General features: G+C 58.4%; 9 protein-coding genes and 5 tRNA genes. 5 read left to right on the top strand and 9 right to left on the bottom strand.

The window, feature by feature from the left end:
* Positions 1-7: 7 nt before the first annotated feature.
* Positions 8-2,452, bottom strand: coding sequence for a hypothetical protein (locus ACNFBR_RS28150; RefSeq protein WP_416737763.1), 2,445 nt, complete (start codon positions 2,450-2,452; stop codon positions 8-10).
* A 28-nt stretch (positions 2,453-2,480) separates the two neighbouring features.
* The gene (locus ACNFBR_RS28145) at positions 2,481-4,301 is read right to left on the bottom strand and encodes a hypothetical protein (RefSeq protein WP_416737762.1); all 1,821 of its coding nucleotides are present in this window, start codon (positions 4,299-4,301) and stop codon (positions 2,481-2,483) included.
* A gap of 245 nt (positions 4,302-4,546) precedes the next feature.
* Here ACNFBR_RS28145 and ACNFBR_RS28140 point away from each other — a divergent pair, with 245 nt between their 5' ends.
* The 4 genes from ACNFBR_RS28140 to ACNFBR_RS28125 all read left to right on the top strand — a co-directional run bounded on the left by ACNFBR_RS28140 (position 4,547) and on the right by ACNFBR_RS28125 (position 14,632).
* Complete coding sequence (locus ACNFBR_RS28140; protein WP_416737761.1) at positions 4,547-5,602, top strand: hypothetical protein; 1,056 nt, start codon at positions 4,547-4,549, stop codon at positions 5,600-5,602.
* A gap of 14 nt (positions 5,603-5,616) precedes the next feature.
* A complete protein-coding gene (locus tag ACNFBR_RS28135) occupies positions 5,617-10,782 on the top strand; it encodes an RHS repeat-associated core domain-containing protein (protein WP_416737760.1) in 5,166 nt (1,721 codons plus the stop codon).
* Positions 10,783-11,009: 227 nt separating this feature from the next.
* On the top strand, positions 11,010-13,544 hold the full coding sequence (locus ACNFBR_RS28130; RefSeq protein WP_416737759.1) for a fimbria/pilus outer membrane usher protein: 2,535 nt from the start codon (positions 11,010-11,012) through the stop codon (positions 13,542-13,544).
* Positions 13,541-14,632, top strand: coding sequence for a fimbrial protein (locus tag ACNFBR_RS28125; protein ID WP_416737758.1), 1,092 nt, complete (start codon positions 13,541-13,543; stop codon positions 14,630-14,632). Before ACNFBR_RS28130 ends, ACNFBR_RS28125 begins: the two co-directional genes overlap by 4 nt.
* A 97-nt stretch (positions 14,633-14,729) precedes the next feature.
* Here ACNFBR_RS28125 and ACNFBR_RS28120 read toward each other — a convergent pair.
* The 5 genes from ACNFBR_RS28120 to ACNFBR_RS28100 form a co-directional block, all read right to left on the bottom strand.
* A tRNA-Gly gene (locus tag ACNFBR_RS28120) sits at positions 14,730-14,805 on the bottom strand.
* Positions 14,806-14,888: 83 nt separating this feature from the next.
* A tRNA-Gly gene (locus ACNFBR_RS28115) sits at positions 14,889-14,964 on the bottom strand.
* Between the two features lie 3 nt (positions 14,965-14,967).
* Positions 14,968-15,043 (bottom strand) — tRNA-Glu (locus ACNFBR_RS28110).
* Between the two features lie 91 nt (positions 15,044-15,134).
* Positions 15,135-15,210: transfer RNA gene (locus tag ACNFBR_RS28105), tRNA-Gly, on the bottom strand.
* A gap of 3 nt (positions 15,211-15,213) precedes the next feature.
* A tRNA-Glu gene (locus tag ACNFBR_RS28100) sits at positions 15,214-15,289 on the bottom strand.
* A gap of 333 nt (positions 15,290-15,622) precedes the next feature.
* On the opposite strand from ACNFBR_RS28100, the gene ACNFBR_RS28095 reads away from it, so the two are divergent.
* Positions 15,623-16,390: a hypothetical protein gene (locus tag ACNFBR_RS28095; protein ID WP_416737757.1), complete on the top strand. Its 768-nt coding sequence runs from the start codon at positions 15,623-15,625 to the stop codon at positions 16,388-16,390.
* A 37-nt stretch (positions 16,391-16,427) separates the two neighbouring features.
* On the opposite strand, the gene ACNFBR_RS28090 is transcribed toward ACNFBR_RS28095, so the two are convergent.
* Together ACNFBR_RS28090 and ACNFBR_RS28085 are read right to left on the bottom strand one after the other, a co-directional pair.
* Positions 16,428-16,910, bottom strand: a complete 483-nt coding sequence (locus tag ACNFBR_RS28090; RefSeq protein ID WP_416737756.1) for a GAF domain-containing protein — start codon at positions 16,908-16,910, stop codon at positions 16,428-16,430.
* Positions 16,911-17,798, bottom strand: a complete 888-nt coding sequence (locus tag ACNFBR_RS28085; RefSeq protein WP_416737755.1) for an ATP-binding protein — start codon at positions 17,796-17,798, stop codon at positions 16,911-16,913.
* Positions 17,799-17,886: the final 88 nt, after the last annotated feature.

The raw sequence follows: 17,886 nt of genomic DNA, 5'->3' as shown, positions 1-17,886 counted from the left end.
TAGAGGTTCATTTCAAGTCCTCCTTTACCATGTCAAGGTAAGTTTCCACGCCAACGAACGGGATCGGCAGAATCGCGGGCACCCATTTATAGAGATCGTCGTTGGCCTCGATTGCCACGATGACAGCGTAGGTTTCATCGGACGAAGGATCGGGCGTGTACACGCCGTCAACCAGCGTTCCCGAGCCCTTGACCTTGAACCAGAACGTCTTGTCTTTGGGTACGATGTGATCACCCAGCACTTTGTTGGTGGTCCAGTGCTCCAGTTGGATGCCTTGGCCTGACGGCTTGAACTCGAACCAATTGGTAATGTTCAGCAGGGGCAGCAGCACTTCGACTTCCTGCTTGCTTCCTTTGGAACCTTCTGCGAGTACCTGCTCGACATGCAAGTACTGGGATAGCTCTTCCTCAAGGGTCCATGCTGGGGTCTTGCGGTATGCCAGCCAGTGCGCCGGAATGGGTTGCGGCCCCGGAGCGAAGTCCGCTCGGATGGCAGGGGATACATACAGTTTCGAATAGGTGAAGTCTGGGTCGGAGTCCGGGTCGTCGATCAATTGGCCCAACGCGCCGTTCGACATGCGGAAGGTGAACGTTTCGCTGGCGTCCAGCGACGTGGCGCGAACCTTGTATGATACGGCACCCAGCTTGGGCATCAAGACGATCGGATCCAGGCCGATATCCCGGCTGACGATGCCGACCAATGCCCGGCTCACTGCACCACCCGTTTTTGCTGTCGCGGTGACGATTACTCGCTTGTGGTTGTCGGGCAGGTTTGCCCGCTCGGGGGCTGTATATTCCCCTGTCTCGGAGTCGATTTGGCCTGCGTCGCCGCTACCATCCGGAAGGTTGTCGACCGACCAGGTGACCGATACGTTTGCACCGGTGGTCTTGAATGTAAATTTGCGACCTGCGCCCACGATGGTCTCTACCGGGTCGATCTGGAAGGTTGTCAGTTCTGGGCTCAATTGTCCGAGGATGACTAATGGGCCGGGAACATGGACGCTTTCGGAGCTGAATCGCTGGTTTCCTTGGAACAGCAGACCGTGCAGGAGGAAGAGGTCAATTTGCATATCCAGATCACCAAACCCTTTCGACAACTCCGGCATGCGCTCATTGTCGAGAAGAGCTTTATAACCTGACTTATCCAGCGCCGATTGCGCCCTTGCCATATCGTTCCAACCTCGCGGCTGTAGCGTGGAACTGTAACGCTTGTCTTTAGCTTTAAATGCAATTACCCCATTAGCATCAGGCAGCAAGTCATATGCACAGCTATACTCGTAATCGAATACGAACTCACCCCGATCCACTACCACGCCTTCTGGATTACGAAACGACGCACTACTCGCCCCATCCCCCTTCCATCGCAGTTGAATAGCTCCATCAATTAGCCGTAACGTCAGCTCTCCAAAATGACCGTTTCTGATACGTTGATCCGAATAAACCGCACCAATCGGAGTCGTTTCCAACGTGTATCCGGGAACGTCCACGTTCCCAGGGTTCTGCAACCTACCACCCTCTGTAGCCGTGATCACCCCACCCAGATATGTTGCAGCAAAACTAATCCCCTCATCCTTCATATTTTCTATGAGTACGGGCACCACCCTATTAAACATCTTTAACTTCGAAAAAAGCATGACAGCCGAGAATTCGTCCTGGCTACCCGGAATGAAGTAACTGAAGCCATTGCTCGGAAACTTTGGCTGTGAATCACTGCCTTCCATCGCAACAAAAACCAATACAGCTCCATCGCCCTCGCTGTCGGCACCCAACACGTTGCTGTCCGCGGAAGCCTGTGTCCGTATCGATATAAACTCAGGCTTCATCAAATTGTCCGTACGTGGCATTTGACTGAGCTCAAAAATTTTCTTTTCGCCCAACCAGCTTTCAAATACCTCCTTCACGCTTGCCCCAGCAAGCGCGCCCTCTTCGGAGGTATCAGAAAACGAAAGTTCGTATGCCGTCCCTGCACTCAAATCTATGCCAACCCTCCCTTCGCTAACCCCGATGTTGACTTCCTCCAAGCTCACACGGGCACGAAGGACTGGGCCATTCAAACTATCTGCCATCTTGATACGGGTCAACTGCCTGAGCTTTTTATTATTCGGATTTTCGATCGTCAGCTGCTTACCGCCGACGACTTTCATAATCAAGTCGAGCCTCGAACTTTCGAGATTGGCGTTTGCAAAGGACAGACGTGGCTTGTCAAAACGGTAGTCGATGACACGTTCAATCACGCCGGCTGTGGTAGATACATCAAAATTAGCAGGTGGAAACCAGGAATCTGCACTGAAACGCTGAATATACTCCTGCAGCAGAATCACGTTTGTCTTAAGCCTGTCATAAACAAGAATCGCATCCCACCCAAGCCCCTCGACCTCCCGTTCCATCAGTGCCAGATACTCATTGACTGGCAAGCGCTCACCCGCCACAAAACGTTTAGTATTATTTTTCATAATCAGTCCTCAATCGATTTTTTGACATTCACGCAATCAGCGTCAAATCCAAAGCAGGGAAATTAAACCAAGTATCCTGTTGTTCAACTTCATTCTCAAAGTTGACTCTGACCTCCACCGAAAAAAGCTCACCCAGCTTCTGCTCACTCAAAATGTGCTTATCCAGCGTGACCACTACTTCGCCACGGTCCACTTCCTGTTGTTCGGTGAGTGCACTGCGTAACAACTCCACGAGGGCACTGCCACTTCCTTTCACGCCTCGGTACAAAACGTTGACCCGCTGCCCCTGTGCCATGAACACCCAGGCTGACAGCCTCAATGTGGCACCTGCCTGTGGCACCGCAGCCAGCGACAAGGTGGTGCCCAATGCTTGGTCGCACTTGATGATCGGATAGCGTGCTTGCGCCAACGGTTTAATCCGCAGTTGCACTGGCGGCGATTCCAGCGGGGGCAAGTTGTCGCGCAGCAGGCGGAATAACACCGGGAAACGCTTATCCATTGCACTTTCAGTCGCCTCCATGTTGGCGGCGACGGCAGTTTTCGGAACAGTGAAGAGATACGGTGGGGTACTTCCTTCCACCAGTGTCTGTTCGTATTGCCCGGCCTTCGAACGCCCTTGCCAGGCCAGCTGCAGCCGCTCGCCCGGACGCAGGCCAGGGTCGGACACCTCGACAGTGGCACCGGTTGTCGCCAAGTTAGCGTCCAGCCACATGTTCGGGGCAGGGCTTTCTGTCTGCCCATCCTGCACAACAACAGGCAGTAACCTGCGCGGCTGCAGCACTTCGATATCCAGCATCTGGCCGGCAAGGCCCAGCCCTTCCCGCGCAACCTGATAACCCAGCGTCAACCGCGTAGTGCCCTTGAGCACCTGCGCATCCAGGTGAACACCCTGTACTCCACTGGCCAGCGTGCTCAGGTCGGCACGCAGCGCAGCAGCACCCGGCTCATCGTTGACATGCAGCAATGTCCAGTCAGCGGTATGCAACCTTGGGTAAGCAGGTACATTTACCATCAGGCCGTCAGGGAAATTTTCAGGATCAAGCGGGCCACCGGTGTAGCCCACGATCTCAAGGGCAGGCAGAAGCACCGGGTCTACGGGAATCGAGTCAATCCGATAGGTTTGGACTGGCCCCTCAAGAACTCCTGCGCCACCGACAAATTCAATCTGGTAATAGACTTCCGCACGCCCCTTCTTGATGAAGTTGAACTCACCTTTGCCCACCTTCCAATTCAGGCTAAGGCCGACACGGTCCTTCTGAACGGTCAGCGGATAGCGTTTCTCCTGATCAAGATTACCGTTGGCTTCGTAACCGCGAAAAACCAATGTTGCGGTGTCCCCCTCACGCATCGCCGCATAGGGCGGCGCTACGAAGGTGGCACCGCTGCTGCCCAACTTATCGGGGTCGATATGCAGGGCATGGGATTCAACGGCTTGCGTCACGGGCATATGTTCCATGCGATGCGGTCGTACGCCGACGAAGCTGAACGTGCGCAGTGACTCGACGGGCGTACCGCTCACGCGTTCATAGTAATAAAAGGCATAGCCTTGATCGCCCTGCCTGACATATTCATTGCCAATAAGTACGCGCAGGCGTTTTGTGACCGGGTCAAACTCCGGTTGCTCAACTTCAACGCCGATACCCACCGCTTCCAGGGCTTCTCCCGTTTCCGTGGCCCCTCGCCAATGAACCCTGAGCTGGTCGCCTTCGGCAATGCCATCGTAATGGATGTACGTCTCTAATGGCTGATTGCCTAATTCCTCCAGATCGATTTCGTCATACGCATTACGGATCTTAATGGTCGGTGCAGACAGAAAACCTGCGCGCTTTGTTACCGGGAGGCTTCGCATGAAAATCGCCTTACTTAGATGGACTTGCCATACGTTATAAGCCCAATCGGCAGGCGCACAACTGCCAAAATTACTAGGTATACGTTGGCCTATCACACTATTGGCGGAGACGCACCTGACAATTTTAACAGGTGCTCCCCTGTTATTTTTGCTAGGTGCCTGCAGCCACACAACCTTTTAGGCTAATAGCGCGATCCGCCAAAATTGAAACAAACCACTAACAAATTCCGCGACAGGGCATAACGATGGAATTATCAAAACGCAATATCCTGCTACCCCTAACGCTTGCCATGTTCAGTGCCACACTGAACATGCCGGCATTCGCCAGTGAGCCGCTCGGTGCCGTCAAACTACTGAGCAAAAACAACGAGCCTTGTAGCTTCACTCCGCCAGCCGAGGGCTCGGGGCAAACGTACAATTATGCGACGAACAGCCCCAGCTACGGTTGTTATCCCACCACCGCACGAAGCGTTCTATTTGACCGGCTGCCTTCAGCCATGGAAATTATCTTCTCTTCGCGACCTGACTGTAATACTAAAGTCGCTGAAGACAATGAGTACTGGATTAAACTCAAAACTACCGCCACCGATACGGGCTCTTCGAAAATTTATTCATTTGAAGAACTTCAAACCTATTTAAAAAACCAAACCATCTTCCGCGGCCTGAAACTCGTCGACAAAAAAGAGGTATCCGGCGAGTTAATGCGCGATGCGACGACATGTGTAAAGTTCATTGCATCTGGCAACATTGACACACCCGAACCCCTTAACTTTCTAACGCTGGAAGACACCACAGGGATACCTGGAGAGTCAGAGAGCAATGACAGTGAACGCGTCTGTTCGGGGTCATCGATAATTTTTCATCGATACCACCAGGGCAAAGAAAACGAGGACACCTCTTATGGCTGCCGCCTGGCTAAAAACTATGAAATCCGCGACCGAAAATGGTCTGTAAGTTTTCGGGAGTCGGGCCTGGACCCAGAAGCGGCAAGCGTAATCCCATCCGCGAATAACAAGCGCTATATCTATTTTACCTGCCCGATCAACACCGTCATGACTGGCCGCCATCACAAGGGCGATGAAAATGGGGATACCAAATATCAATGCGCTTCCCTCGTCGATCCTACACACAACCGAATCGTTCTGGTCGAGCCCACCCAGTGGTCACCAGAGCACAAGGAAAACAGCGAAACTTCCGAAACATGCCCAGCTAACCAAGTCATGATCGGTCGCGCGCACAAGAACGATGAGGAGGGCCCAACCCGCTACCTCTGCGCCAATCTTCGCCCTGCTGCACAATAAAGGAGGACACCGATATGTCCACGACCTCAACAGCCCAATCCAACGCCTACAACTTCAGCAGTTTCGTGCAAAATAGCGTAGACCCGCGAACCGGGCAGTACACCTTGGCTATCGTGCTGCCAGAATTGGTCGGTAACGATCAGATGGGCCCGGCGTTGCCACTGCGCCTTGGCTTCAACCCAATGAACCATCTGGATGCAGGTTTCGGCCACGGCTGGAGCCTTAACCTCAGCCAGTATGTGCCTGCCAGCAACCTGCTCAGCCTGCAGACCGGCGAGACGCTGAAAGTTACCGGTAGCGACATGGGCGACGGTACTGGGCTGGCGATCAAAGAGCGCAAGCTGGAGAGCTTCCACCTGCATCAGGAAGATACAGAAAATTGGCGTGTGGAATACAAGAATGGCCTGGTGGAGTTTCTACAACTGAAAGGCCCCAGCAACCGGCGTGTTGCCCTGCCAGTCCGCATCGAAGCGGCGTCGGGGCATGGGATCACCCTGAACTATGATGACGACTTCAACCAGATACCCTGCCTGACAAGCATCGTTGATGGAAACAACGAGACACTGCTGAAGATTACCTACGACAGCGGCAGCGTAGTATTCGACCTGTACCCAGACGTCGACAGCAACACCCTGACCTCGGCCCGTTACGAGGTCAAACTCGAGCAGCGAGGCACACCAGCGCTAAGGCTTCCCCAACAAGTGCTGCTACCGGCCGAGGAAGGCGCCGGCTGGAAATTTGATTACCAGCACATCGAGTATGACGTGGGCCTGGGACAGAACCTGGCGCTGCTGCAACAGATCACCACCCCTTTTGGTGCAGTGGAAACAGTCGAATACTGGGTCGGAAACAACGGACATCGGTTCCCGAACGACGCCCGCCCGCCCCTGCCAAGGGTCAAGCGCCATGCCGTCGACCCACGCTTCGATCAGCCGGTAATGGTCACCACCTACGAATACACCGACAACAACTATCTCGGCCGAGGTGCCAGTGGCATCACGTGGCGTGACGATGGTCTGGACAATCTGTACCAGTTCACCGGCGGCGATTTCGAGTATGGCTCAACTGCCAGCCATTGGCTCAAGGCAGCCGATGACACGTCACCTGGCGATGGCAGGGTGCTACGTACCGTTACCAGTCGCTATAACCGCTTCCACCTGATAACCCACGAAACCGAAGCGCAGAACGGTTGCGTGCAGGAAACCTACACCGAATACCACGAGCAAGAGGGGCTGGAATTCGCCCACCAACCGGCTTACTTCCAGCTGCCGCACAAGGTGACCCAACGCTGGAAGGTCGAGGACGGTGCCACCTGGCCCCGTGAAGAAACCAAAACGACCACCTTCGACGAACATTGCAACCTGCTCGAAGAGATCGAGCACAACGGTATCCGCACGGCATACTCCTACTACCCCATCGAAGGCGAAAAAGAAATCATCGATGGCAAAGAACAGGTAGCCTGCCCAGCCGACCTGCAGCACTTCAAGCGCCGAGTCAAGTGCAAGACCACCTACCCTTCTACCCAAGCAGAAGGTCAAGCGGCAATCCTGCGCAGCCATTATCGCTACAAGGAAATCGCCCCCCTCAATGGCGCACGCAAGACCTTCGGCGAAACGGTGATCAAGGATCAGCGCACCTTGCAACTGGCCAGTGCCGACGAAAACGCAGCCACTACCTTGTTGCAGCACTCCAAACTCACTTACCTCGAAAGGCCGGACGACCCGCTGCTGCACATGCGCCCGGACACCGTGAGCCAGACCTTGAAAAACGGCGACGACCCGTTGAAGGACAGGACCACCACCAGCAAATCGTTCTATAGCCTGATCAACGGCGATGACGGCAAGCAGAGCCTGCTCCAGACCCGTCACACCTCGAAGGGCCACGACCTCATCAAACGCGTCCTTTACAGTGCCGTATCACGCTACACCGGCCAAGTGATGCGCCAGCAGGACAGCAACGGTGTGTATACGCACATCTACTACGATGCCTTGCGCCGCCGGGTCCGCGAAACCGTGGCACCCAAAACCCTCTTCGAGGTGTCGCGCACCTACGCTTATCACCTGAGTGTGAACGGCTCCCAGCCAACACAAGTGACAACCGACGTGCAGAACGTTGTGAGTACCCTGTTGCTCGATGGCCTCAACCGCGGCGTAGGCGAGACACGCGACATCGATACGGCCAATAATCCGCGTACCCCCGTGTACAAGACCTTCCCGGTGGCGAGCAAGCAATACGACAGCCTGGGGCGCCAGTGCGCTGAAACGATCCATGACGAACTCGCTGACGACGTACACCTCGAACTGACCACCCGCTTCGAGTACGACGACTGGGGCAACCTGAGCAAGACCGTCGGCCCCGATGGCGTCATTCAGCGCCAGCAACGCACACCGTTCGGCAAAGACGGCGACATCGTCGAAACCTGGCAGGAGCGCGCCAATGAAGGGACGCCGGTGAAGCGCCAACGGCAAAAAACAGAACTGAACCGCTTTGGCAAACCCGTTTATGAACAGCGCATCGACCTGGACGGGCAAGAGGTGGGCAGGCGCGATTACCTGTACGACGGCCTTGGCCGTAGCGTGCAGGAGACACGCACCCAGCGCGACCCGCTGAGCACGCCAACGGCGCTCAAAGCGCCGATGAGCCATACTTGGAAGTTCAGCTACGATGTCTGGGGCCGCATGATGCGCAACGAACGCCCCGACCAAAGCGCATTGCTGCGCAAATTCGCCGATTTTACCAGCGACACCCTCACCACGCGGCTAGAGCTCGAAGGCGATACCACGCCTATCTGCACACGTACCTTCGATGGCCTCGGCCGCATGAAAACCCTGGCCGTCGGGCCGCGGATCGAACGCTATGACTACCAGGAAGGGCGCACACTGGTGCACCAGCATCACCGCAGTAGCAAACGCACCCATACCTATAGCTACCAACCTGAAGTCACGACCCAGCCCACCCAGATCATCACCACTCTCACCGACGAGAATGGGCAAAAAACGGAAACCCTCGACAACCCGAGCTTCGAGTTCGAGCGCCCGGACGCCTCTATTACCTCGGCCACCAACTCCGAGGGCGTACGTACCTACAGCTACACCGACCAGGGCTACCTGCTGCGGGAAAGCTGGAAAGGTAACGCGAAGAACAGCCGCATCAACGACGACCATACCATCAACTACCGCTGCTCGCCGCAAGGCCGTATCTTGGACCGCAGCGGTGACGAAGAGCGCACCGTTCACCACTATGACCCGCAGGGCCGCCTGGTAAAAACCCTGCGCGGCAAACTGGAGGCCAGCTTCGAATACGACGACGATGGCCGGCTGAAAAAAACCGAAACCGTGGACCAGCACAGCCAGCGCAAGGTCACTTGCGAGCAGCAATACGACTGCTTCGGTCGCGAGGTGCAACGTACCTTGACCCTGGACGACGGAACGGCACAGGTACTGGAGCAGACCTGGCGTGACGATGATCAGCTGCATGCCCGTACGCGCCATCAGAACGGCGAGCTGCTACTCGGGGAAACCTTCGCCTACGACAACCTGGACCGCCTGGAAAGCGTCGACTACAGCGGCTCGCAACTGCCCCGCAACACCGCTGGGCGCGCCATGACCGGCCAGATCATGCGCTTCGATGCAAGGGATCAACTGACCCGCTGCAATACCACCTTCGCAGACGGCGAAGTGGACAGCGCCCGTTTTACCTACAAAACCGATGGCAGCTTCCAGCTCGAACGCGTGACCCACAGCCTGCAGCCGGACTACCCGGCCGACCAGGCCTTCAACTACGACGCCGACGGCAACATGCGCAACGATGAATGGGGCCGGCTGCTGCACTACGATGACCGCAGCCGCCTCATCGAGGTTCGCGCCAGCGACGATACAGAGGTACTGGCCAAGTACCGCTACGACGGCCATGACCATTTGCTTGGGGTCAAGCACGGCAACGCCGCCGAGGTACAGCGCCGCTACCAGGGCTATCGCCTCAGCGCCACCCACGACAGTGGCGTGCTCACCCAATACCTGTATGACGGTGAAACCGCACTGGCCATGCAGGTGAACGCGCAGCCTGACGACAACCGTCTGCTACTGACCGATGCAGCGGGCAGCGTGGTCGGCGAATATGCCGGCAGTGGCCTGCACAACACGCGCTACAGTGCCTACGGTGAGCGCACGCTGGACAAGGAGAACGAGGAAGAGAAAAATCTGGCCAGCCTGCTGGCGTTCAATGGCGAGGTGCGTGAAGCCGCCTTTGGCTGGTACCTGCTGGGCCGCGGCTACCGCGCCTACAACCCCGGCCTGATGTGCTTCCACAGCCCGGACTCGCTCGACCCGGAGCAATCCGGGATCAACCCATACCTGTACGTATTGGGCAACCCGGTCAACTGGCGCGACCCCACCGGGCATTACGCCGAGAGCAACAACGATCCGCTGCCGCCGGTCATTGATCCAATCAAGCAGCCCAAGCCAACCTTCCTGGAGAAGTGGCAGAACGTGATCTATTCCGCGATAGGCGCTATTGTCGGCCTGGCCTTCGTATTTGCCTTCCCGCCTGCCGGCATCGGCATTGCGTTAGCCATTGCCGGTAGTGTTGCTGCGGTTGGTGGGCTAAGTATGGCGGTGTACGGTACACTGGCCGATAACCCAGAGATTGCCCAATATGGCGCGATAATATCGGCCGCTGGTGGCGCTATCATGTCCCTGGCTTCGGTAGGCCAGAGAGTTCATGGCTGGGCTAAACAAAAGTTTTTCAGCAAGGCTGGGGCTGATACGATTTTGAGAGGACCGCTGGCAGAGCCAGTTGTAAACGCAGCGCCCCACGTTGCTGTCGCTGACCCAGTCCTTCCTTCAAACAGTCCACCTGCTTTACCTGCCGGGGGTAGCGTGCGTTCACGAGCCTCATCAACCCCAAGGACTGTGACTCCCGATTATGGGAATACCCCCGAAGCCAGCCCTGTGGCCGTTAGAAGGAAAGCGCCCGCCCGTCCTGTTAACCCTCCACCTTCAACTAACGTTACCGGCGGTGTTGGTGCTCTGGGTAACCTTGCTGCTGCAGGACGAACAGGTTTAAGGAAGTTGTTCCTAATCCCAAAAGACAGGAAAAATGCTAATGACTCCCTTGGACGAAGTAATACCAACGGCATGAGAGGCTTGACTCAAAATGAACTTAATCAACTTTATCCGTAAAGTTAACGGCAAAGGGTCTTCATAGATAATTTCAAGTGCTGCTAATGTTCAGGGCCCTTCGGGGCCCTGATTTTTTACTCCGCCACATTTGCAACAATTTCCCCGCTCATAAAGAAATCACCTACATCCTGCATCACCGTTAATTCCTATCGTGCAGCCCTTCGTTCCCGCTGCCACGGCCAGCCTGTGCAAAGGCCAGGCCCGTCGCCCCCGATAGGTAATCGTCCATGCCCCCCCTCCCCCAACGCTCACGCACGCCATCCCGCCTGCGCCTAGCGCCGCTGCTGGCGCTGGGTGGCACCAGCCTGCTGCTGTGTGCCTTCCGGCCGGTGCTGGCCAGCCCGCCAGCACCGACCTTCAACGCCAGTTTCATGCGCCAGGCCCCTGGCGAGTCGGCCGATGCCGCACAGCTGGCGCTACAGTCACTCGCCGCCAATGAGTCCCTGGCGCCCGGCCGTTACCGCGTCGGCATCACGCTGAACCTGGCCCACCTCGGCGAGCGCGAACTGGACTTCTTGCCCAGCCTCGACCAGCAAGGCCTGCAAGCGTGCCTGTCGGCCGACCTGCTGCGCGAATTCGGCCTGCGCGAGGAGGTCCTTGAGCAGCCGCTGGATGACAGCATGCCCTGCCAGGACCTGGCCCGCCTGCTGCCTGACGCCCGCGCCGAACTGGACCCCGGCAAGCTGCAACTGGCCGTGTCGATCCCGCAGTTCGCCCTGCGCCGCGACATTGCCGGCGCGGTACCGGCCGAGCACTGGGACGCCGGTATCAACGCCGCCTTTCTCAACTACCAGGTCGCCACCCAGGCCCTCAACCACCGTAATGGCAGCCAGAGCAGCCATGACCTGCTGCTCAACAGCGGCGTCAACCTCGGCGCCTGGCGCCTGCGCAGCAGCCAGGCGCTGCGCGACGACGGCCAAGGCGAACGCAACTGGACCCGCAGCAACACTTACCTGCAACGCGACCTGCCCGACAACCGCGGCAACTTCACCCTCGGTGAAACCTTCAGCCACGGCGAAGTCTTCCGCAGCCTGCCATTCAAGGGCATGCAGGTGGCCTCCGACATGGGCATGCTGCCTGACGTGATGCAAAGTTACGCCCCAGTCATCCGCGGCGTTGCCCAGACCCGGGCAAAAGTGGAGGTGCTGCTCAACGGTTACCTGATCTACACCACCTTCGTCGCCCCTGGGCCCTATGAGATCGACGACCTCGGCATAGGTGGCGGCAGCGGTGAACTGGAAGTGGTGCTGACCGAAGCCGACGGCCAGGTACGGAGCTTCATCCAGCCGTATTCCAGCCTCGCCAACCTGCTGCGCCCAGGCGTGTGGCGCTACAGCGCCACCTTGGGCCGCTACAATGGTGCCGAACACCTCGACAACCCACTGCTGTGGCAGGCGACGCTGGCCCGCGGCGGCAGCTGGAGCACTTTGTATGGCGGCGTGCAGGGCGGCGATTACTACCGCGCCGCACTGCTCGGCATGGCCCGCGACCTGGGGAATCTGGGCGCGGTGTCGCTGGATATCACCCAGGCCAGCGCCGACCTCGGCGAGCGGCTGGGCCAAGTGCAAGGCCAGAGCTATTCCGCCCGCTACGGCAAGGCCTTCACCACCGGCACCAACCTGCGGTTCGCCGGCTACCGCTACTCAAGTGAAGGCTACCGCGACTTTGACGAGGCCGTACGCGAACGCCATGCCTACAGCGGTTACCTCGGCAACCGCCGCAGCCGCCTCGAAGCCTCGGTGTACCAGAGCCTGGGCAATCACGGCTCGCTGAGCCTGACGCTGTCCCAGGACGACTACTGGCGCAGCAACCTGCAGCGCAGGCAATACCAACTGCAGTACAACACCCAGTACCGCAACATCAATTTCAACCTGTTCGCCTCGCAATCGCTGGACAACGACAGTCATCAGGACCGCCTGATCGGCCTGAGCATGACCTTGCCCCTGGACTGGTTCAATGGCGCCAGTGCCACGTTCGCCACCCAGTCCAGTAACGGCCGCCAGAGCCAACGCGCCACCCTCAGCGGCGGCGCGCTGGACAACCGCTTCAGGTACACCGCCTCGACCACCCGCAGTATCCAGCAAGAGACATCCGGCGCACTCTCGGTCGGTTACCAGAGCGCCAGGGCCAACTTCGGTGCCGGCTACACCCAAGGCAGCAACTATCAGTCATTCTCAGCCAACGCCAGTGGCGCCATGTTGCTGCACGCAGGTGGCCTGACCCTGGCCAGCCAGCTAGGTGAAACCAATGCCTTGGTCGAGGTCCCCGGTACGCCTGGCCTCGGGCTGCAAAACACCCCCGGCGGCAGCACCGACAGCGCAGGCTTTCTGATCGCACCACACCTGCGCCCCTATCGCAACAACCCGTTGTACCTGGAAACCGCCAACCTGGACCCTCAGGTACAGATCGACAACGGCAGCACCCAGGTAGTGCCCCGTCGCGGCGCAGTCGTCAAAGCAACCTTTTCCGCCCGCAACGTCAGCCGCCTGATCCTGACCTTGCTACAGGCCAACGGCAAACCGCTCCCCTTCGGCGCCCAAGTCAGTGATGAGCAGGGCGAGGTGCTGGCAGTTGTCGGCCAGGCCGGCCAAGCGCTGGTGGCCACCGACGACAAACCACAGCAATTGCGCGCGCAGTGGGGCAAACAGACCTGCCACCTGGCCATCACCCCTAGCAGCATGCGCCAGGAACAAGGCTACCACCTGGACACCCTGCAATGCCCGTCACCCACGACAAACAGCCCCCTGGACCTGAACTCATGAAACTATCCACTTGCGCCTCGTTGCCCCCCCTATGCCTGGCACTGCTGACCAGCGGGGAAGCATCTGCATCATCGCTCTGCGAGTGGGCGTTCCCCGTTACCGGCGAACTGGTGCATAACCTCAATCTCGGCAGCACTTGGATAGGCCGGGATGCGCCAATCGGATCCGTGATCGGCCAGGCCAATGTGCGCTACAACCTGCCTAACGAAGATGGTTCGATGGTGATTTGTACCAACTTCCTGGCCCAGGGACCACGCCTTGTAGCCAGCGTGAACAATACCCAGCCACTGTTCACCGGTTCGCTGCCGCCGGTCAACGGCGAAGACCTCACCGGTCGAGTGATCCAGACTGGCGTGGACGGTATCGGCATTCATGTGCGCCTGGACATGCCCTATACCGGCGCAGGTGCCGTGCCTCCCAATGCGTGGACCTATACCAAATGGACATCTGTCCCATGGCAAGGCTACGCTGACCACGACCCCGGGCCTACCGGCATCCAGATGAGCAACCTGCGTGCGTTCATCACCTTGATCAAGACCGGCCCGATAGCTCCCGGCCCCCAGTCGTTCAACGGCGTGCAACTGTTCAGTGGCACCTACAGCCACGTCGGTACCGTGATGCGCTATCACCTGCATGGCACGGTGACCACCGCGCAGTGCACGCTGAAGGCCGATGCGGTCAACCCAGCCCCGGTCGAACTGGGCACACACGAGGTGAAGGACTTTGGCGCTCCCGGTGACGTCACCAAAGCAATCCCCTTCCAGATCAGGCTCAACGACTGTGAAAGCGACGCGCCTGGCGGCACCCAGGCCTACGTCCGGCTCGACGGAGCCAATGGGTCGAGCACGATCAACGCCGACGAAGGCGTGTTCAGCCTGTCCAGCGGCTCGGGGGCTTCCGGCATTGGCATCCAGGTACTGCAAGCAGACGGCATCACCCCGTTCCAGCTTGAAAAAGACGTTGCTGTGAAACCGCTGAGCCCCGGCGACATCGCCCTGGATTTTCACGCCCGCTATTACCAGATCGCCCCCATCGTCACCCCTGGCGAAGCCAATGGGGCGCTCAACTTCACCATCACTTATCGCTGATACCCAACCAGCCTGGCAATGCGCTGCCAGGCTGGCGGTTTTTGGAACGACGAAAACGCAAAAAGGGACCCGAAGGTCCCTTTTTGCTTTACATGTTTGGAGCGGGAAACGAGACTCGAACTCGCGACCCCGACCTTGGCAAGGTCGTGCTCTACCAACTGAGCTATTCCCGCATTTGAAGCTTTACCACTACGGCGTGAAGCGCCATGAAGACCTTCACTACCACTGCACCGCATAGACGCCACAGTATTTAAACTGGAGCGGGAAACGAGACTCGAACTCGCGACCCCGACCTTGGCAAGGTCGTGCTCTACCAACTGAGCTATTCCCGCAAATGGCGTCCCCTAGGGGACTCGAACCCCTGTTACCGCCGTGAAAGGGCGGTGTCCTAGGCCACTAGACGAAGGGGACACACAACACTTTTCAGTGCACCAGGTTTGAACCTCACGATTCAGCCTGGATTTTCTTTTCCTGCCCCGCCGTTAAGCGTTGCCGGAGAAACTGGAGCGGGAAACGAGACTCGAACTCGCGACCCCGACCTTGGCAAGGTCGTGCTCTACCAACTGAGCTATTCCCGCATTTGGCGTCCCCTAGGGGACTCGAACCCCTGTTACCGCCGTGAAAGGGCGGTGTCCTAGGCCACTAGACGAAGGGGACACGCTACAAGCATTACTGCTTGCTTTCACTCCCTGCCGCGTTTCGCTGTGTGCTTTACGCTGCAAGTGGCGCGCATTCTATGGATGGTTCGGGAAGGCGTCAACCCCTTTGTAGAAATTTATTTAAATCAATGACTTCCGGGTATAGCCAACGCTGTTTCAGGCAGCCCGGTGGGGTTTGCCGTTGATTTTCTGGCGTCAAGTCAGCATTAATGTGCCAGCATCCAGTCATGGCACAGTTTGCCGATAGAAAAAGAGAATGGCTGCTTGGGCCTCTCGCGAGCAAGCTCGCTCCTACACTCAATAGTGCAAACCTATTCATGAGGCATTAACGGTGACACCACTTCTGATCACCCTGCTCATCGTGGCGGGCATCGCGTTGCTGATCGTGATCGGCTACCTCAACAATGTGGTCGAGAACGGCAAGCTCGAACGCGCCCGGACTAAGATCGAGCTGGCCGACCGTCTGCGCCGCTGTGGCGAAATCACCGAGACCTTCCCCGGCCAGTTCATGACTCCAGCCCTCAAGTTGCTGCTGACCCGCCTGGAACTGAACCTCAACCAGCGCCTGCTGGCAGTGGACAAGCACAATGCCGAACTCAAGGCGCGCATCGCCGAACTGGAAGCGCTGATTGCCCTGGGCGACAAGATCCCGGCCAACAACCCACCGAACCCGATCCACACCGAGGTCAAGGCCAAAGACGTGCGCTTCCTATTGGAGGCCATGCACAACCAGGTGACCCGTGCGGCCCAGGAAGGCTTCCTGGCCACGCCCGAGGCCAAGCACTGGATCAAGGAAATTCGCCATATCCTGGTTTTGCTGCATATCGAATTCTTCAACAACCTTGGCCAACAGGCCCTGCAGAAAGGCCAGCCCGGCCAGGCGCGGCTAGCGTTCGAGCGCGGCGTGCAATACCTGCGCAAGCAACCGGAGCCGAAGGTGTATGAAGAGCAACTGACGTACCTTGAGAAACTGCTGGCCCGCGCCAACGCCCAGGTGCTGGACCGCATGACCCCGGCCGAGGACGAGCACAACGAATTGACCGATGGGCTCAAGACCGATGAAGAAGAGACCTGGAAGAAGAAGGTGATGTACGACTGATGGTTTAACCTGTAGCGGCCTCTTCGCAGCACAACAATCAGCAGTCAGTCAGCTCAAGAAAGATCGCCGCCAACCGCTCCAATCCCACCTGGTCCGCCTCACTGAAACGCCCAACCTTCGGGCTGTCCAGGTCCAGCACGCCAATCAACCTGCCTTCCTTCAGCAACGGGATCACCAGCTCGCTGTTGGACGCGCTGTCGCAGGCAATGTGCCCTGGGAACGCATGCACGTCCTCCACCCGCTGGGTCTGCCGCGTGGCCGCCGCCGCCCCGCACACGCCTTTGCCGAAAGGAATGCGCACGCACGCCACCTGCCCCTGGAACGGCCCCAGCACCAGTTCTTCGTTGCGGTTCAGGTAAAACCCCGCCCAGTTCAGGTCGTCCACCTGGTTATACAGAAACGCCGAAAACTGCGCGGCATTGGCGATGAAGTCACGCTCGTCGGCAAACAGCGCCTGCACTTGCGCCGCCAGCAGGTTGTAGCCGTCGAGGCCGGCGCCACTGGCATTGAGGTCGATCATTTACTTTTGCTCCAGCAATTGCAGCCCAACCCAATAGCGGGCGAACTGATAGGCACAGCGGCCATTACGGTTACCGCGGCCGGTGGCCCAGCGCACGGCGAGGATGTCGAGCTGCTCGTCACGCTGCCAGGCCAGCCCCGCAGGGCGTGCCAGCTGGCCGATCCAATGCTCGACAACATTCAGGAAGTGGTCCTGGGTGAACGGGTAGAACGACAGCCACAGGCCAAAGCGATCAGACAAGGCAATCTTGTCTTCCACCGCCTCGCTAGGGTGCAACTCGCCGTCCACGCGTTTCCAGTTCTCGTTGTCGCTCTCCTTCTCCGGCACCAGGTGGCGGCGGTTGGAGGTGGCGTACAACAGCACGTTGTCCGGAGCCTGCTCCAGCGAGCCGTCGAGCACGCTCTTTAGCACGCGGTAATCGCCCTCCCCGGCTTCGAACGACAGGTCGTCGCAGAACAGGACGAAACGTTGCGGCAGCTTTTGCAGTTGCTCGACCACCCGTGGCAAGTCTGCCAGGTGATCGCGCTCGATTTCGATCAGGCGCAGGCCGGCGTTGGCGTGCTCGGCCAGCAGGGCACGTACCAGCGACGATTTGCCGGTGCCGCGCGAGCCCCACAGCAGCGCGTGGTTGGCTGGCAGACCGTTGATGAACTGGTGGGTGTTGCGGCCCAGCTGGTCACGTTGCTTGTCGACACCGATCAGGTCGGTCAGGCGAATGTCCAGGCTGACTTCCAGCGGCAGCAGGTAGCCGCTGCGGCCATCGCGCTGCCAGCGGGCGGCCAGGGTGGTGCCCCAGTCGATGTTCGGGCGTTGTGCCGGCAACAGGGGTTCGAGGCGCGCCAGTACCGATTCGGCACGGTCCAGGAAAGCAATCAAGCGAGCGTCCATGACGACTCCTGCAAATTCAGATTTGGGGTGGCTTGTGCCGGGTTTTTTGCGGCTGAAGCCCGCGAGAAGGCCGGCCCAGCCATTGGGG

Source organism: Pseudomonas sp. NY11955 (genome assembly GCF_048068035.1).
Taxonomy (GTDB): Bacteria; Pseudomonadota; Gammaproteobacteria; order Pseudomonadales; family Pseudomonadaceae; genus Aquipseudomonas.
Note: the sequence above shows the minus strand (reverse complement) of the source record. Positions and strands in the feature narration are given on the sequence as shown.